The organism is Oceanitalea stevensii (assembly GCF_014837105.1).
Taxonomy (GTDB): Bacteria; Actinomycetota; Actinomycetes; order Actinomycetales; family Actinomycetaceae; genus Oceanitalea; species Oceanitalea stevensii.
Genome location: NZ_JACSPO010000005.1, coordinates 127,481 through 140,818 on the forward strand (window position 1 = coordinate 127,481; position 13,338 = coordinate 140,818).

At 72.4% G+C, this 13,338-nt stretch carries 13 protein-coding genes; 7 read left to right on the forward strand and 6 right to left on the reverse strand.

The features are described from left to right. Positions 1-24 precede the first annotated feature (24 nt). Both H9624_RS10670 and H9624_RS10675 read left to right on the forward strand, forming a co-directional pair. On the forward strand, positions 25-813 hold the full coding sequence (locus tag H9624_RS10670) for an HAD family hydrolase (RefSeq protein ID WP_251839878.1): 789 nt from the start codon (positions 25-27) through the stop codon (positions 811-813). A 69-nt stretch (positions 814-882) separates the two neighbouring features. Beyond that, a complete protein-coding gene (locus H9624_RS10675; protein ID WP_251839879.1) occupies positions 883-2,109 on the forward strand; it encodes a hypothetical protein in 1,227 nt (408 codons plus the stop codon). Between the two features lie 56 nt (positions 2,110-2,165). Here the strand turns inward: H9624_RS10675 and H9624_RS10680 are convergent, their stop codons facing one another. Both H9624_RS10680 and H9624_RS10685 read right to left on the reverse strand, forming a co-directional pair. After that, positions 2,166-3,749 (reverse strand): monocarboxylic acid transporter, encoded by a 1,584-nt coding sequence (locus tag H9624_RS10680; RefSeq protein ID WP_251839880.1) that lies wholly within the window; start codon positions 3,747-3,749, stop codon positions 2,166-2,168. Next, positions 3,749-4,090, reverse strand: a complete 342-nt coding sequence (locus H9624_RS10685; protein WP_251839881.1) for a DUF485 domain-containing protein — start codon at positions 4,088-4,090, stop codon at positions 3,749-3,751. The genes H9624_RS10680 and H9624_RS10685 overlap by 1 nt, the downstream gene beginning before the upstream one ends. A 205-nt stretch (positions 4,091-4,295) precedes the next feature. Here H9624_RS10685 and acs point away from each other — a divergent pair, with 205 nt between their 5' ends. Continuing rightward, positions 4,296-6,299: an acetate--CoA ligase gene (gene acs, locus H9624_RS10690; RefSeq protein ID WP_251839882.1), complete on the forward strand. Its 2,004-nt coding sequence runs from the start codon at positions 4,296-4,298 to the stop codon at positions 6,297-6,299. A 98-nt stretch (positions 6,300-6,397) separates the two neighbouring features. Then, positions 6,398-7,306 (forward strand): alpha/beta fold hydrolase, encoded by a 909-nt coding sequence (locus tag H9624_RS10695; protein WP_251839883.1) that lies wholly within the window; start codon positions 6,398-6,400, stop codon positions 7,304-7,306. A gap of 6 nt (positions 7,307-7,312) precedes the next feature. On the opposite strand, the gene nth is transcribed toward H9624_RS10695, so the two are convergent. Further along, on the reverse strand, positions 7,313-8,014 hold the full coding sequence (gene nth / locus H9624_RS10700; RefSeq protein ID WP_251839884.1) for an endonuclease III: 702 nt from the start codon (positions 8,012-8,014) through the stop codon (positions 7,313-7,315). Positions 8,015-8,110: 96 nt separating this feature from the next. On the opposite strand from nth, the gene H9624_RS10705 reads away from it, so the two are divergent. Next, complete coding sequence (locus H9624_RS10705; protein WP_307784954.1) at positions 8,111-8,788, forward strand: Crp/Fnr family transcriptional regulator; 678 nt, start codon at positions 8,111-8,113, stop codon at positions 8,786-8,788. Positions 8,789-8,873: 85 nt separating this feature from the next. Here H9624_RS10705 and H9624_RS10710 read toward each other — a convergent pair whose 3' ends face one another. The 3 genes from H9624_RS10710 to H9624_RS10720 are packed head-to-tail and all read right to left on the reverse strand — an operon-like array spanning position 8,874 to position 9,835. Continuing rightward, positions 8,874-9,341, reverse strand: coding sequence for a RidA family protein (locus H9624_RS10710; RefSeq protein WP_251304545.1), 468 nt, complete (start codon positions 9,339-9,341; stop codon positions 8,874-8,876). Further along, complete coding sequence (sp36, locus tag H9624_RS10715) at positions 9,338-9,490, reverse strand: Sp36 family protein (RefSeq protein WP_110851617.1); 153 nt, start codon at positions 9,488-9,490, stop codon at positions 9,338-9,340. Before sp36 ends, H9624_RS10710 begins: the two co-directional genes overlap by 4 nt. A 9-nt stretch (positions 9,491-9,499) precedes the next feature. Further along, positions 9,500-9,835: a WhiB family transcriptional regulator gene (locus H9624_RS10720; protein ID WP_251304544.1), complete on the reverse strand. Its 336-nt coding sequence runs from the start codon at positions 9,833-9,835 to the stop codon at positions 9,500-9,502. Between the two features lie 210 nt (positions 9,836-10,045). On the opposite strand from H9624_RS10720, the gene H9624_RS10725 reads away from it, so the two are divergent. Together H9624_RS10725 and H9624_RS10730 are read left to right on the forward strand one after the other, a co-directional pair. Further along, positions 10,046-12,400: a transglycosylase domain-containing protein gene (locus tag H9624_RS10725; RefSeq protein ID WP_251839885.1), complete on the forward strand. Its 2,355-nt coding sequence runs from the start codon at positions 10,046-10,048 to the stop codon at positions 12,398-12,400. After that, entirely contained in the window at positions 12,397-13,314 is a 918-nt protein-coding gene (locus H9624_RS10730; protein ID WP_372435135.1) for a metallophosphoesterase, read from the forward strand. The genes H9624_RS10725 and H9624_RS10730 overlap by 4 nt, the downstream gene beginning before the upstream one ends. Positions 13,315-13,338: the final 24 nt, after the last annotated feature.

Genomic DNA, 13,338 nt, shown 5'->3' on the forward strand with positions numbered 1-13,338 from the left:
AGGTCGGGGGAAGGAGGTTCATCCGTGCCACACACGTCCCCGGGGCGCCCAGCGGCGTTCTTCGACCTCGACAAGACCGTCATCGCCGGCTCCTCGTCGCTCGCCCTGTCCAAGGCCTTCTACGCCGACGGCCTGCTCACCCGCGCCGGGGCGCTGCGCGGCCTGTACGCGCAGCTCGGCTACCTCTCCTTCGGCGCCGACCACGACCAGACGGAACGGATGAAGGAGCGCCTCGCACGCGTCTCCCTCGGCTGGGACGCGGCCCGGACCGAGGCCGTGGCCGCCGCGGCCGTCGACTCGCACGTGCGTCCCGTCGTCTACCAGGAGGCGCTCGACCTCATCGCCGCGCACCAGGCCGCCGGCGAGGACGTCGTCGTCGTCTCCGCGTCGAGCGAGGCCGTCGTCCGCCCGATCGGCGAGCTCCTCGGCGCCGACCACGTCATCGCCACCCGGCCCGTCGTCACCGACGGCCGCTTCACCGACCAGCTCGAGTTCTACGCCTACGGGCCGACGAAGGCGACGGCGATCCGCGAGCTCGCCCGCGAGCGCGGATACGACCTCGCCACCAGCCACGCCTACAGCGACTCCGTCACCGACCTGCCGATGCTCGAGACGGTCGGCAACCCGGTCGCGGTCAACCCGGACCGTGCGCTGCGGCGGCACGCGATCGCGCAGGGCTGGCAGGTGCGCGACTTCTCCCGCCCCGTGCCCGTGCGGCCCCGCCGCCGCCCCGGTGCGCTGCTCGCCGTGGCTGCCGGCGCGGCCCTGCTCGCCGCCCTCGCGTGGCGGGCTCGCCGACGCGCCGAGCGCTGACCGGCGCGCCGCCCCCCGCCCCACGTCCGCGCCTCGCTACGTTGAGGATCGCAGACCCGAGGAGGCGACGTGTCCGACAACCCCTATGAGCGCGACAACCCCGACGAGCCGGTCCAGCCGGTGAGTGCCGACGCCGCGACCGACCCGGACGGCGCGGCCCCGGCCCCGTCCGACGAGCCGTGGTCGCAGCGGCTCGACCCCGCACCACCCGCCGACGACGCACCCTGGCTCGCGCAGGACGACGGCGCCCGGCCGGCCACGTCCACGCGGCCGGTCGACGGCGACACCGGCCCGGTCCCCACCGACGCCGGCCCGGAGCGAGCGGCCCCCGCCGAGGACCCCGGTCCGGCTCCGGCCGCGCCTGTTCTGAACGGCGACGGTGAGCAGCCCGTGGACGACGCGACGGGCGCCGAGCACCGCGCCACCCCCGACGCCGAGCGGACCGCCGCCGACGCCGAGCCGGCCGGCACCCACGGCGAGCCGACCACCGTCCTCAGCGAGGAGACCGGCGACGCCGAGCGCACCCAGGTCCTGCGCACCCACCAGGCCGAGCGCCCGGTACCGCGCTCCGGCCTCGCCGAGCACCGCAGCGCCGCCTACCTCACCGGTGAGCGCGCCGTCGAGCCCGAGCCCCGCCCGGAGCCCGAGCCCACGGCGACCACCCCCGCGCCGTGGCTGTCCGGCGCGGGCGCAGGGGCAGGGGCCGCCGCCGGCCCGGAGCCCGTCGCCCCGGCGGAGCGCCCGGCCGAGGAGGAGCGGGCCCGGCCCGAGCGTGACGTCGTCCTCGAGGGGACGACCGCCCACACCCGTCCGCCGTCGCGGGCCAAGGCGCACGTCCTCACGATCCTGCTCACCCTGCTCCTCACGCCGGTCGCCTGGTACCTCCTGGCCGACGCCGGCGCGCGGCTCACGCTCCCGCAGGGCAACCCGTGGGACACCGCGAACCTCAACGTCGCGGCGCTGCTCGAGCTCGCCGGTGGCCTGCTCGTGCTCGTCGTCGTCCTCCTCGCGGCCCGGTGGAGCTCGGTGGGCGCGATCGTCACCGGCGCCCTGGTCATCGTCCTCGGGGTGCCATTCGTCGCGGTCCCCGCGTGGACCCAGGACCTCCTCGAGCCGGTGGACTCGTGGCTCGCCGGCCTGGGCGACTTCGGTGACAACGTCGCCCACCACCTCGTCGCCTCGGGCAGCACGGGCCGGCTCGTCGCCGTCGGCGTCGCCCTCGTGCTCGTCGGCGTCGTCTCCCACGGCGCCCGCCGCCAGGGCCGCCGCGAGGTGCGCCCCGCCGTCGAGGCCTGAGCACAGCGGAACGGGCCGGTCGCGGGATCTCCCGCGGCCGGCCCGTTCCCTGTCCGTCAGTGGCTGGCGGCGCGCTCCGCGCCGGCGCCCGTCATCGAGCGGACCTCCATCTCCGCCTGCTTCGCGTCGTTGTGCTCCTTCGAGGTCACCGTCCCGAGCCAGGCGAGGAAGAAGCCCAGCGGGACCGAGACGATCGCGGGGTTGGACAGCGGGAACCACGCGAAGTCGGCGCCGGCGATCATCGCCGTCTCGCTGCCGGACACCACCGGGGAGAAGGTGATGAGGAGCAGCGCGCTGAGCAGCCCGCCGTAGATGCTCCACGTCGACCCGCGCGTGTTGAAACGCTTCCAGTACAGCGAGAAGAGGATCGAGGGCAGGTTCGCGCTCGCCGCGATCGCGAAGGCGAGCGAGACGAGGAACGCGACGTTCTGCTCGGCCGCGAGGATCCCGCCGACGATCGAGATCGCCCCGATGACGACGGCGGTGCGGCGGGCCACCTTGACCTCCTTCTCGGGGGAGGCCTTGCCCTCCTTGAGCACACCGTTGTAGACGTCGTGCGCGAAGGAGGCCGAGGCGGTGATCGTCAGGCCGGCGACGACCGCGAGGATCGTCGCGAAGGCGACCGCGGCGATGATGCCGAGCAGCAGGGTGCCGCCGAGCTCGTAGGCCAGCGCCGGGGCGGCGGCGTTGGAGCCGCCCGGGGCGTTGCGGATCGTGTCGGCACCGACGAGGTAGACCGCCGCGTAGCCGAGCACGAGCGTGCACAGGTAGAAGAAGCCGATGAGCGAGATCGCCCAGACCACCGAGCGACGTGCCTCCTTGGCGCTGGGCACCGTGTAGAAGCGCATGAGGACGTGGGGCAGGCCGGCGGCGCCGAAGACGAGCGCGATGGCCAGCGAGACGAAGCCGATCTTGCTCGTGTCCGAGGTGCCGTACTGGAGCATCGGCTCGAGGATCGCCCCGCCCTCGGGGTGGGCGTCGACCGCCCGACCCAGCAGCGCGCTGAGGTTGAAGCCGTTGGAGGCCATGATCCACACGGTCATGACGCCGACGGCGGCGATGAGGAGCACGGCCTTGATGATCTGCACCCACGTGGTGCCCTTCATCCCGCCGATCATCACGTAGACGATCATGAGCGCGCCGACGATCGCGATGACGAGCGACTGCCCCGCCCGGCTCTCCACCCCGAGCAGCAGCGAGACGAGGGCACCCGCGCCCGCCATCTGCGCGAGCAGGTAGAAGAAGGTGATCGCGAGGGTGGACGTCGCCGCGGCGGTGCGGACCGGCCGCTGCTTCATCCGGAAGCTGAGGACGTCGGCCATCGTGTACTTGCCGGTGTTGCGCAGCGGCTCGGCGACGAGCAGGAGCGCCACCAGCCAGGCGACGAGGAAGCCGACGGAGTACAGGAGGCCGTCGTAGCCGTAGAGCGCGACGGCGCCGACGATGCCGAGGAACGAGGCCGCGGAGAGGTAGTCGCCCGCGATGGCGATGCCGTTCTGGCGCCCGGAGAAGCTGCGCCCGCCGTGGTAGAAGTCGCCGACGCTCGTCGTCGTCCGGGACACCCGCACGACGATGACGAGGGTGACGACGACGAAGAGCAGGAAGATGCCGATGTTGAGCCAGGGGTTGCCGACGTCCATCACACGCCCCCTTCGAGCTCGGTCCGCAGCCGCGTGGCGACGGGGTCGAGCGACTTGTTCGCGTGGCGCACGTAGAGCCACGTGAGGAGGAACGTGGTGACGAACTGGCCCAGGCCGAAGAGCAGGCCGACGTTGAGGTTGCCGACGACCTCACGCGACATGAGGTCCTCGGCGTAGGTCGAGAGCAGGACGTAGGACAGGTACCAGACGAGGAACGCCGCCGTCATCGGGAAGGCGAACGAGCGGAAGCTGCTGCGCAGGCGGCGGAACTCCGCCGACTCCTGCACGGCCTGGAACTCCTCCGCGGTGGGCTGTCTCAGGGCTCCGGGTTGGTGTGTCATGGTCTCCCCCTTCTCAGTGACACAGGTCACGACGCCGTGACCAGCGGGCAACGTATCAGAGATCGTTTTCGAGCTCGCGGGGTGCCGGGGCTCCGGACGCCGTGCCCGCGAGCGGCGGACGAACGGTACATTCGAGGCGTGCCGATGTGATCCCGGCCATACGGGGGCACGGCGATGGAAACGAACAACGTCGTCCGGAGGAAACATGGTTGACCACACCAGCGCTGCGCCCGGCTCCGCCGAGGCAGGAGCCGGCGGCCTGGAGAACCTGCTCGTCGAGGAGCGCCGCTTCCCGCCGAGCCCCGAGTTCGCCGCCCAGGCGAACGCGACCGCGGAGCTCTACGACCGCGCGGCGGCCGACCGCCTGGGGTTCTGGGCCGAGCAGGCCCGCGAGCTGCTCACCTGGTCGACGGACTTCACCGAGGTCCTCGACTGGTCCGACGCGCCGCGGGCGCGCTGGTTCGGCGACGGCCGGCTCAACGCCGCGTACAACGCGGTGGACCGCCACGTCGAGGCAGGCAACGGCGAGCGGGTCGCCATCCACTGGGAGGGCGAGCAGGGCGACACCCGCACGATCACCTACGCGCAGCTGCGTGACGAGGTGGCCCGCGCCGCCGCGGCCCTCGCCGAGCTCGGCGTGCAGACCGGTGACCGCGTGGCCATCTACCTGCCGATGATCCCCGAGGCGGTCGTCGCGATGCTCGCCTGCGCGCGCATCGGCGCCCCGCACTCCGTGGTCTTCGGCGGCTTCTCCGCCGAGGCGCTGCACACCCGCATCAACGACGCGTCGGCGAAGGTCGTCATCACGGCCGACGGCGGCTACCGGCGCGGCAAGCCCAGCGCCCTCAAGCCCGCCGTCGACGACGCCCTGGCCAGCGGCGACACACCGGTGGAGAAGGTCCTCGTCGTGCGGCGCACCGGGCAGGACGTCGCCTGGCACGACGACCGTGACGTCTGGTGGGACGAGATCGTCCCCCGCCAGGGCACCGACTTCGCGCCCGTGGACGTCGAGGCCGAGCACCCGCTGTTCATCCTCTACACCTCCGGCACCACCGGGAAGCCCAAGGGCATCTTCCACACGACCGGCGGGTACCTCGCGCAGTCCGCGTACACCCACAAGAACGTCTTCGACCTCAAGCCGGAGACCGACGTCTACTGGTGCACCGCGGACATCGGCTGGGTCACCGGTCACACGTACGTCACCTACGGGCCGCTCGTCAACGGCGCCACCCAGGTGATGTACGAGGGCACGCCCGACACCCCGCACAAGGGCCGCTGGTGGGAGATCGTCGAGAAGTACAAGGTGACGATCCTCTACACCGCGCCCACCGCGATCCGCACCTGCATGAAGTGGGGCGAGGAGGAGCCCGGCCGCTTCGACCTGTCCTCCCTGCGGGTGCTCGGCTCGGTCGGTGAGCCGATCAACCCCGAGGCGTGGGTCTGGTACCGCCGCGTCATCGGTGGCGACCGCACCCCTGTGGTCGACACGTGGTGGCAGACGGAGACGGGCGCGATCATGATCTCCCCGCTGCCCGGCGTCACCGCCGCCAAGCCCGGCTCTGCCCAGACCCCGCTGCCCGGCATCAGCGCCGACGTCGTCGACGAGCAGGGCGAGGCCGTCCCCGCCGGCTCGGGCGGCTACCTCGTCCTCACCGAGCCGTGGCCGGCGATGCTGCGCGGCATCTGGGGCGACGAGCAGCGCTTCCACGACACGTACTGGTCCCGCTTCCCCGGCATCTACTTCGCCGGCGACGGCGCCAAGAAGGACGAGGACGGCGACCTGTGGGTCCTCGGGCGCGTGGACGACGTCATGAACGTCTCGGGTCACCGGCTCTCGACGACGGAGATCGAGTCCGCGCTCGTCTCCCACCCCACGGTGGCCGAGGCCGCCGTCGTCGGGGCCAGTGACGACACGACGGGCCAGGCCGTCGTCGCCTTCGTCATCCTGCGCGGCGAGGCGGCCGCGGCCGCCAGCGAGGCGAGCGCCGAGGAGCACATCGCCGAGCTGCGGGCCCACGTGGCCAAGGAGATCGGGCCGATCGCCAAGCCGCGGTCGATCCTCGTCGTCACCGAGCTGCCCAAGACCCGCTCCGGCAAGATCATGCGGCGCCTCCTGCGTGACGTCGCCGAGAAGCGCACCGTCGGTGACGTGACGACGCTGGCCGACTCGACGGTCATGGACCAGATCTCGGCGGGCATGCAGAAGTAGCCCCCGCCGCTACCGCCGAGAGCTGAGCTGTTCCTCGAACGGCTCAGCTCTCGGCGCGCACGGGCGGCCGGGGATCGCGGACCGTCTACGCTCCCCTCGTGGCTAGTGGACAGAGTGTGGTGTGGCAGGACGGACCGTGGGAGCACCGGTTCGTCCCGGCGAACGGCGCGCGCTTCCACGTCGTCCTCGCAGGCCCGGAGTCCGGTGAGCTGGTCGTCCTGCTCCACGGCTTCCCCCAGTTCTGGTGGGCCTGGCGCCACCAGCTGACCGCACTGGCCGACGCCGGCTACCGCGTCGCGGCGATGGACATCCGCGGCTTCGGCGGCTCGGACAAGCCGCCCGGTGGGCACGCGACGCCGGTGCTCACCGCCGACGTCGGCGGCGTCGTCCGCTCGCTCGGCCGCGAACGGGCGGTCGTCGTGGGCCACAGCTTCGGCGGCATGCTCGCCTGGTCGATGCCGGTTCTCGAGCCGCGCGTCACCCGCGCCGTCGCCGTCCTCAGCGCCCCGCACCCGGTGCCGCTGCTGCGCCCGCGCAACCACCTCGGTGCGCGTGCCCGTGCCTTCCTCGCCCGCGTGCAGGTGCCGTGGTTCCCGGAGCACGCGCTGCGCCGCGGCGACCTCCTCACCCGTGTCCTCACCGACCTCTCGGCGCCCGGCCGGGTCCTGCCGCCCGAGGAGCTGCGCGCCTACCAGACCGCGGTCCGCCTCCCGTCGGTGGCCCACGCGAGCCTCGAGCACCTGCGCTGGCTCGTGCGCTCGACCCCGCGGCCCGACGGCCGCCGCTACCTCGCCGCCATGGCGCACCCGGTGACCGTGCCGGTCCTCAGCGTGCGGGGCGGCGCCGACCGCTTCACCCCGGCCGCCGCCTTCGCGGCGGACCCGGCCCACGTGCAGGGCCTGCTGCGCACCGCCGTCGTCCCGGGTGCCGGCCACCTCCTTCCCGAGGAGGCACCCGAGGCCGTCACCGGGCTCCTCCTCGACTTCCTCGCCGGCCTCCCCGACTGAGCGGCGTCAGTCCGGACGGCGCACGAGCCCCTCGGCGACCTCCTGGTCGGTCTCACCGAGCCCGTAGCTCGGGCACACGCCGGCGAGCACGCAGGCGCCGCAGGCGGGCCGGCGGGAGTGGCACACGCGGCGCCCGTGGAAGATGAGCCGGTGGCACAGCATCGTCCACCGCTCCGCCGGCACGAGGGCGGCGATGTCCCGCTCCACCTTCACCGGGTCCTTGTTCTCGGTCCAGCCCAGGCGGCGCGCCAGCCGTCCGACGTGGGTGTCGACCGTGATGCCGGGGACGCCGAAGGCGTTGCCGAGCACGACGTTCGCCGTCTTGCGGCCCACGCCCGGGAGCTTCACCAGCTCGTCGAGGTCCGCCGGCACCTCACCGTCGTGGTCGGCGAGCAGCGCGGCCGCGAGGCCGCGCAGCGAGGTCGCCTTGGCGCGGAAGAAGCCCAGCGGCCGCAGCACCTCCTCCAGCTCGGCCTGGCCCGCGGCCGCCAGCTCGGCCGGCCCGGGCCACCGCCGGAACAGCGTGGGGGTCACGGAGTTCACCCGCACGTCCGTCGTCTGCGCGGACAGGACGGTGGCGACGAGGAGCTCGAAGGCGGAGGTGAAGTCGAGCTCGCAGCGGGCGTCGGGCCACTCCTCGGTGAGGACGTCGTCGACCTCGACGGCGGGGGCCGGGCCACGCTCGGCGAGCGGCAGGTCGGTGCTCACCGGGCCAGGTTACGGGCGGCAGCCTGCTCTCAGTGGCAGGATGGTCGCCATGGGCTCCGGCCCGGCCGCCGACACCGACGTGAAAAGGAAGCAAACGTGGACGACTCCGCGATCAGCTCCGTGCCCCTCTTTGCCTCCCTCGACGACGACGCTCGAGCGGCCCTGCGCGAGGCCATGCACGAGGTGAGCCTGCGTCGCGGGGAGACCCTCTTCCACGAGGGTGACCCCGGGGACCGCCTCTTCCTCGTCATCGAGGGCAAGATCAAGCTCGGGCACCGCTCGACCGACGGCCGGGAGAACCTGCTGGCCATCCTCGGCCCGGGCGAGCTGCTCGGTGAGCTCACGCTCTTCGAGCCCGGCGAGCGGACCGCCACGGCCACCGCCGTCGCCACCGCCCGTCTGCTCGAGCTGCAGCACGACCCGTTCATGCACCTGCTCGACACGCGCCCCGAGCTGGCCAAGCACATGCTGCGCGCGCTGGCCCGCCGCCTGCGCCGCACCAACGAGGCGCTGGCCGACCTCGTCTTCTCCGACGTCCCCGGCCGCGTGGCCAAGGCGCTGCTCGACCTGTCGGTCCGCTTCGGCGAGCAGACCCCCGACGGCCTGCGCGTGGCCCACGACCTCACCCAGGAGGAGCTGGCCCAGCTCGTCGGCGCCTCCCGCGAGACGGTCAACAAGTCCCTCGCCGACTTCATCTCCCGCGGCTGGATCCGCCTCGAGGGCCGCGCCGTGCAGATCCTCGATCTCGAGCGCCTCAAGCGCCGCGCCCGCTGACCCGCGTCTCCCGCCCCCACATTCGCCGAGAGCCGGATTCCTCCGTGGAGGAACCCGGCTCTCGGCGTGTGTGGGGCGGGGGGCGTCAGGCGACGGCGAGGACGAGCTCGATCTCGACGGGCGCGTCGAGGGGGAGGGCACTGACGCCGACGGCGCTGCGCGCGTGGCGACCGGCCTCCCCGAAGATCTCCCCGAGCAGGTCCGAGGCACCGTTGACGACGCCCGGCTGGCCCGTGAAGGCGGGGTCGCTCGCGACGTAGCCGACGACCTTGACCACCTGGACGACGGCGTCGAGGTTGCCGACCTTCGCGGCGACGGCCGCGAGGGCGTTGAGCGCCGCGACGCGGGCGAGCTCGGTGGCCTGCGCGGGCGCGACCAGCCCCTCGCCGTCGCCGACCTTGCCCGTCACGGGCAGCGCGCCGTCGACCATGGGCAGCTGGCCCGAGGTCCACACGAGGTCACCGTGACGGACCGCGGGCACGTAGCTCGCGACCGGCGGCACGACCGGCGGCAGCGAGAGCCCGAGCTCCTGGAGACGCCGGGCGATGCTCATGCCTTGGGGCGCTTGAGGTAGGCGACGGGGTTCTGCGTCGGGCCCGGCACCACCTGGACGAGCTCCCAGCCGTCGGCGCCCCACTGGTCGAGGATCGCCTTGGTGTTGTGGATGAGCAGAGGAATGGTCGCGTACTCCCAGGTCGTCATGGCGCCATCCTAGGCCTGGCGGATCTTGGCCAGGATGCGCGGCGCACGGTCGGCGCGGAGCTCGGCGATGATGTCGTCCTCCTCGTCCTGGAGCCGGTCGGCCCAGGACCGCACCTCGGGGTAGCGGCGCAGCAGCGCGCGACGCTCCCGCTCCGTCAGCCCGCCCCACACCCCGAAGGTGACGTGGGAGTCCAGCGCATCGGCCAGGCACTCCATCCGCACCGGGCAGCGGAAGCACAGCTCTCGTGCCGCCCGCTGCGCCGCCCCACGGACGAAGAGCTCGTCCGGCTCGATCGTCCGACACGCGGCCCGTGCGGCCCACGTCTGGTCGTCGTGAGTGCTCATGCCCCACCTCCTGCGTTCCCACGGCATCGTTGCCGCTCGTCTGTATCCCGACGCTAGACCTCTTAGTCGGGACGTGGAAGGCCTATGGCGTAATCGTGACCTTGGCGAAATCGTCACATGTCACATGCTGGATGTCCATATCCTTGCGAAAAGTCGGTGACCTGCCCCACCGTGCGCCCCTCGGCGAGGCACGCGCCGTACCCTGGGGCAATGGCCTCACGTCCCACGCCGCGCGGGCGCGCCGTCCGCCCCGTCCAGCTCGTCGCCATGATGATCGCGTTCCTGCTGATCGCCGTGGCCGGAGGAGTGCTGACGGCAGGACTCCTCCTGCCCGCCGTCGGCTCCGTCGGCGCCGTCGGGAACGCGACCACCGACCTCTTCAGCGACATCCCGACCGAGCTCGAGATCGACGAGCCGTCCGAGCAGAGCGTCATGTACGACGCCAAGGGCAACGAGATGGCGGTCTTCTTCGCGGAGAACCGCGTCGTCGTCGGCTTCGACGACATCTCCCAGCACGTCAAGGACGCCGTCGTCGCCATCGAGGACCACCGCTTCTACGACCACGGCGGCGTGGACCCCGAGGGCATCCTGCGTGCCGTCGCCCGCAACGTCGGTGGCGGTGAGCTCGAGGGCGCCTCGACGCTCACGCAGCAGTACGTGAAGAACATCCAGGTCGAGGAGAGCCGCGTCAGCAACGACCCGGAGCTCTACCAGGCGGCCACCGAGACCGACGGCGCGGCGGGCATCGCCCGCAAGCTGCGCGAGGCCCGGCTCGCCATCGCCCTGGAGAAGGTGCGGTCCAAGGACGAGATCCTCACCGGCTACCTCAACATCGCGCAGTTCGGGCCCTCGCAGTACGGCATCGAGTCCGCCGCGCACCACTACTTCAACAAGACGGCCGCCGACCTCAACATCGCCGAGTCCGCCCTGCTCGCGGGCATCACCCAGAACCCCGCCAAGTGGGACCCGGTGAGCAACCCGGAGAACGCCGAGCAGCGCCGCAACACCGTGCTCGGACGGATGCTCTTCCTCGACGTCATCACCCAGGAGCAGTACGACGAGGCCGTTGCGGTCCCCGTCGCGGACATGCTCGACGTCCAGGACACCCCCCGCGGCTGCGCCGTCGCCGGCAACGCCGCCTACTTCTGCCAGTACGTCGTCAACGACATCCTCACCAACGAGGCCTACGGCGAGACGGTGGAGGACCGTCGTCAGCTGCTCAACCGCGGCGGCCTGGAGATCCACACGACCCTCGACCCGGACAAGCAGGAGGCGGCCTTCGAGGCCGTCACCGACTCGGTCCCGATCGAGGACGAGTCCGGGATCTCGATGGCGCTGTCCTCGATCGAGCCGGGCACCGGCCGGATCTTCGCGATGGCCCAGAACACCCGGTACGGGATGGCCTCGGAGGACGACCCCCGCGCCACCCAGGTCAACTACAACGTCGGTCAGTCCCACGGCGGCGGCACCGGCTTCCAGTCCGGCTCGACGTTCAAGGTCTTCACGCTCGTCCAGTGGCTCAAGGACGGGCACTCGCTCATGGACCGGGTGAACTCCGCCAACCGCGTCTTCCCCCGCGACACGTGGGACATCTCCTGCGACGACCCGGAGAATCCGGCGTTCCGGCCGGGCGGGGACTACGAGCCGAAGAACCTCGAGGGCTTCGGCGGTGGCGTCGAGACCGTCCTCGAGGCCACCCGCACCTCGATCAACACCTCCTTCGTCGTCATGGCCCAGCAGCTGGACCTGTGCGACATCACGAGCACCGCCGCGGACATGGGGGTGCGCACCGGTAGCGGTGGGCCGCTGCAGAGCAACCCCGCGATGGTCCTCGGCTCGAACACGGTGACGCCCCTGTCGATGGCGAACGCCTACGCGACGCTCGCGTCCGGTGGTGTGTTCTGCGAGCCGGTCGCCATCACGAGCATGGCCGACCGCAACGGCGAGGAGATCCCCGTCCCGCCGTCGGACTGCCAGCGGGTCCTCGAGGAGGACATCGTCAACGGCGCCAACCACGCGCTCCAGGCCGTCATGGGCCCCGAGTGGGACTCCACCGGGTCCACGGCCCGCATCCCCCCGCGGCCCTCGGCCGGCAAGACCGGCACGGCCAACGACGACATGCACGCCTGGTTCATCGGCTTCGTCCCCCAGATGGCCACGGCCGTGTGGATGGGGCACGCGAACGCCGACGAGACGATGGGTGGCGAGGTCATCAACGGCGTCTGGCGCGACCGCGTCTACGGCGGTCTCATCGCGGCACCGACGTGGAAGGCCTACATGCTCGAGGCCACCGAGGACATGCCGATCGAGGAGTTCGACGACGCGGAGAGCACGGTGGTGCGCGGAGAGTTCCTCAGCGTCCCGAGCATCGGCGGGCAGAGCGTCGAGGACGCCCGCGAGACCCTCGAGGACGCCGGCTTCAACACCACCATGGGATACCCGGTCGACTCCGGCTGGCCGGAGGGCCTGGCCGTCGCCACCACCCCCGAGGCGGGCAGCAGCGCCCGGCGCGGGGAGACGGTGACGATCTACACGAGCGGCGGCCGCGGCGGGGGCGACGACTGACCGTGCTCGGCAAGCTCGCGGGGGCCACCGCGCTCACCGCCGTCGGCGGTCTCGGCTGGGCCGTCACCGAGACGCGGCTCTTCACCGTGCGCACCCACGTGGTGCCGGTGCTGGCGCCGGGCAGCCGGCCCCTGAGGGTCCTGCACGTCTCCGACCTCCACCTCACCCCCGCGCAGCGGCTCAAGCAGGAGTGGGTGCGCCGGCTGGCGGACCTCGAGCCGGACCTCGTCGTCTCGACCGGGGACAACCTCGCCCACCAGGAGGCCGTGCCCTCGGTGGCGTACGCGCTCGGCGCGCTGCTCAGCGTGCCGGGGGTCTTCGTCCTCGGCTCCAACGACTACTACGCCCCGCAGCCGAAGAACCCGGCCCGCTACCTCACGCCCTCCTCGCGGCGGAGCACGACGAGCGAGGAGCCGCAGACGCTGCCCACCGACGATCTCGTCGAGGTGCTGGGGTCGGGCGGCTGGCTCGACCTCACCAACACCCGAGGGAGTCTCGACGTCGCCGGACAGCGGCTGTCCTTCGTCGGGGTCGACGACCCCCACCTCGAGCGTGACCGTCTGCCCGCCCCCGGCGGCGAGCACGGCGACCTCCACGTCGGCGTCTCGCACGCCCCGTACACGCGCGTGCTGGACGAGATGGCCGACGACGGCTGCGGGCTGATCCTCGCCGGGCACACCCACGGCGGTCAGCTCCGCGTCCCGGGATACGGCGCGCTCGTGACGAACTGCGACCTCGACCGGGAGCGGGCGAGCGGGCTCCACGGGTGGCCGGGGCCGCGTCCTGACGCGCCCGGTGGGCAGGGCTCGGCGTGGCTCAACGTCTCCGCCGGCATGGGCACCTCCCCCTACACGCCGGTGCGTTTCGCCTGCCGGCCGGAGGTCAGCCTCCTGCAGCTCGTCGCCACCGCATAGCGACATGCCTCACACGGCGGGGTG

Coding starts and splice junctions, on each gene's coding strand:
- H9624_RS10710 (WP_251304545.1), bottom strand. CDS start 9,341: ATGAGCATCGCCCGGCGTCTCCAGGAGCTCGGGCTCTCGCTGCCGCCG.
- H9624_RS10720 (WP_251304544.1), bottom strand. CDS start 9,835: ATGAGCACTCACGACGACCAGACGTGGGCCGCACGGGCCGCGTGTCGG.
- sp36 (WP_110851617.1), bottom strand. CDS start 9,490: ATGACGACCTGGGAGTACGCGACCATTCCTCTGCTCATCCACAACACC.
- H9624_RS10685 (WP_251839881.1), bottom strand. CDS start 4,090: ATGACACACCAACCCGGAGCCCTGAGACAGCCCACCGCGGAGGAGTTC.
- H9624_RS10680 (WP_251839880.1), bottom strand. CDS start 3,749: ATGGACGTCGGCAACCCCTGGCTCAACATCGGCATCTTCCTGCTCTTC.
- H9624_RS10725 (WP_251839885.1), top strand. CDS start 10,046: ATGGCCTCACGTCCCACGCCGCGCGGGCGCGCCGTCCGCCCCGTCCAG.
- acs (WP_251839882.1), top strand. CDS start 4,296: ATGGTTGACCACACCAGCGCTGCGCCCGGCTCCGCCGAGGCAGGAGCC.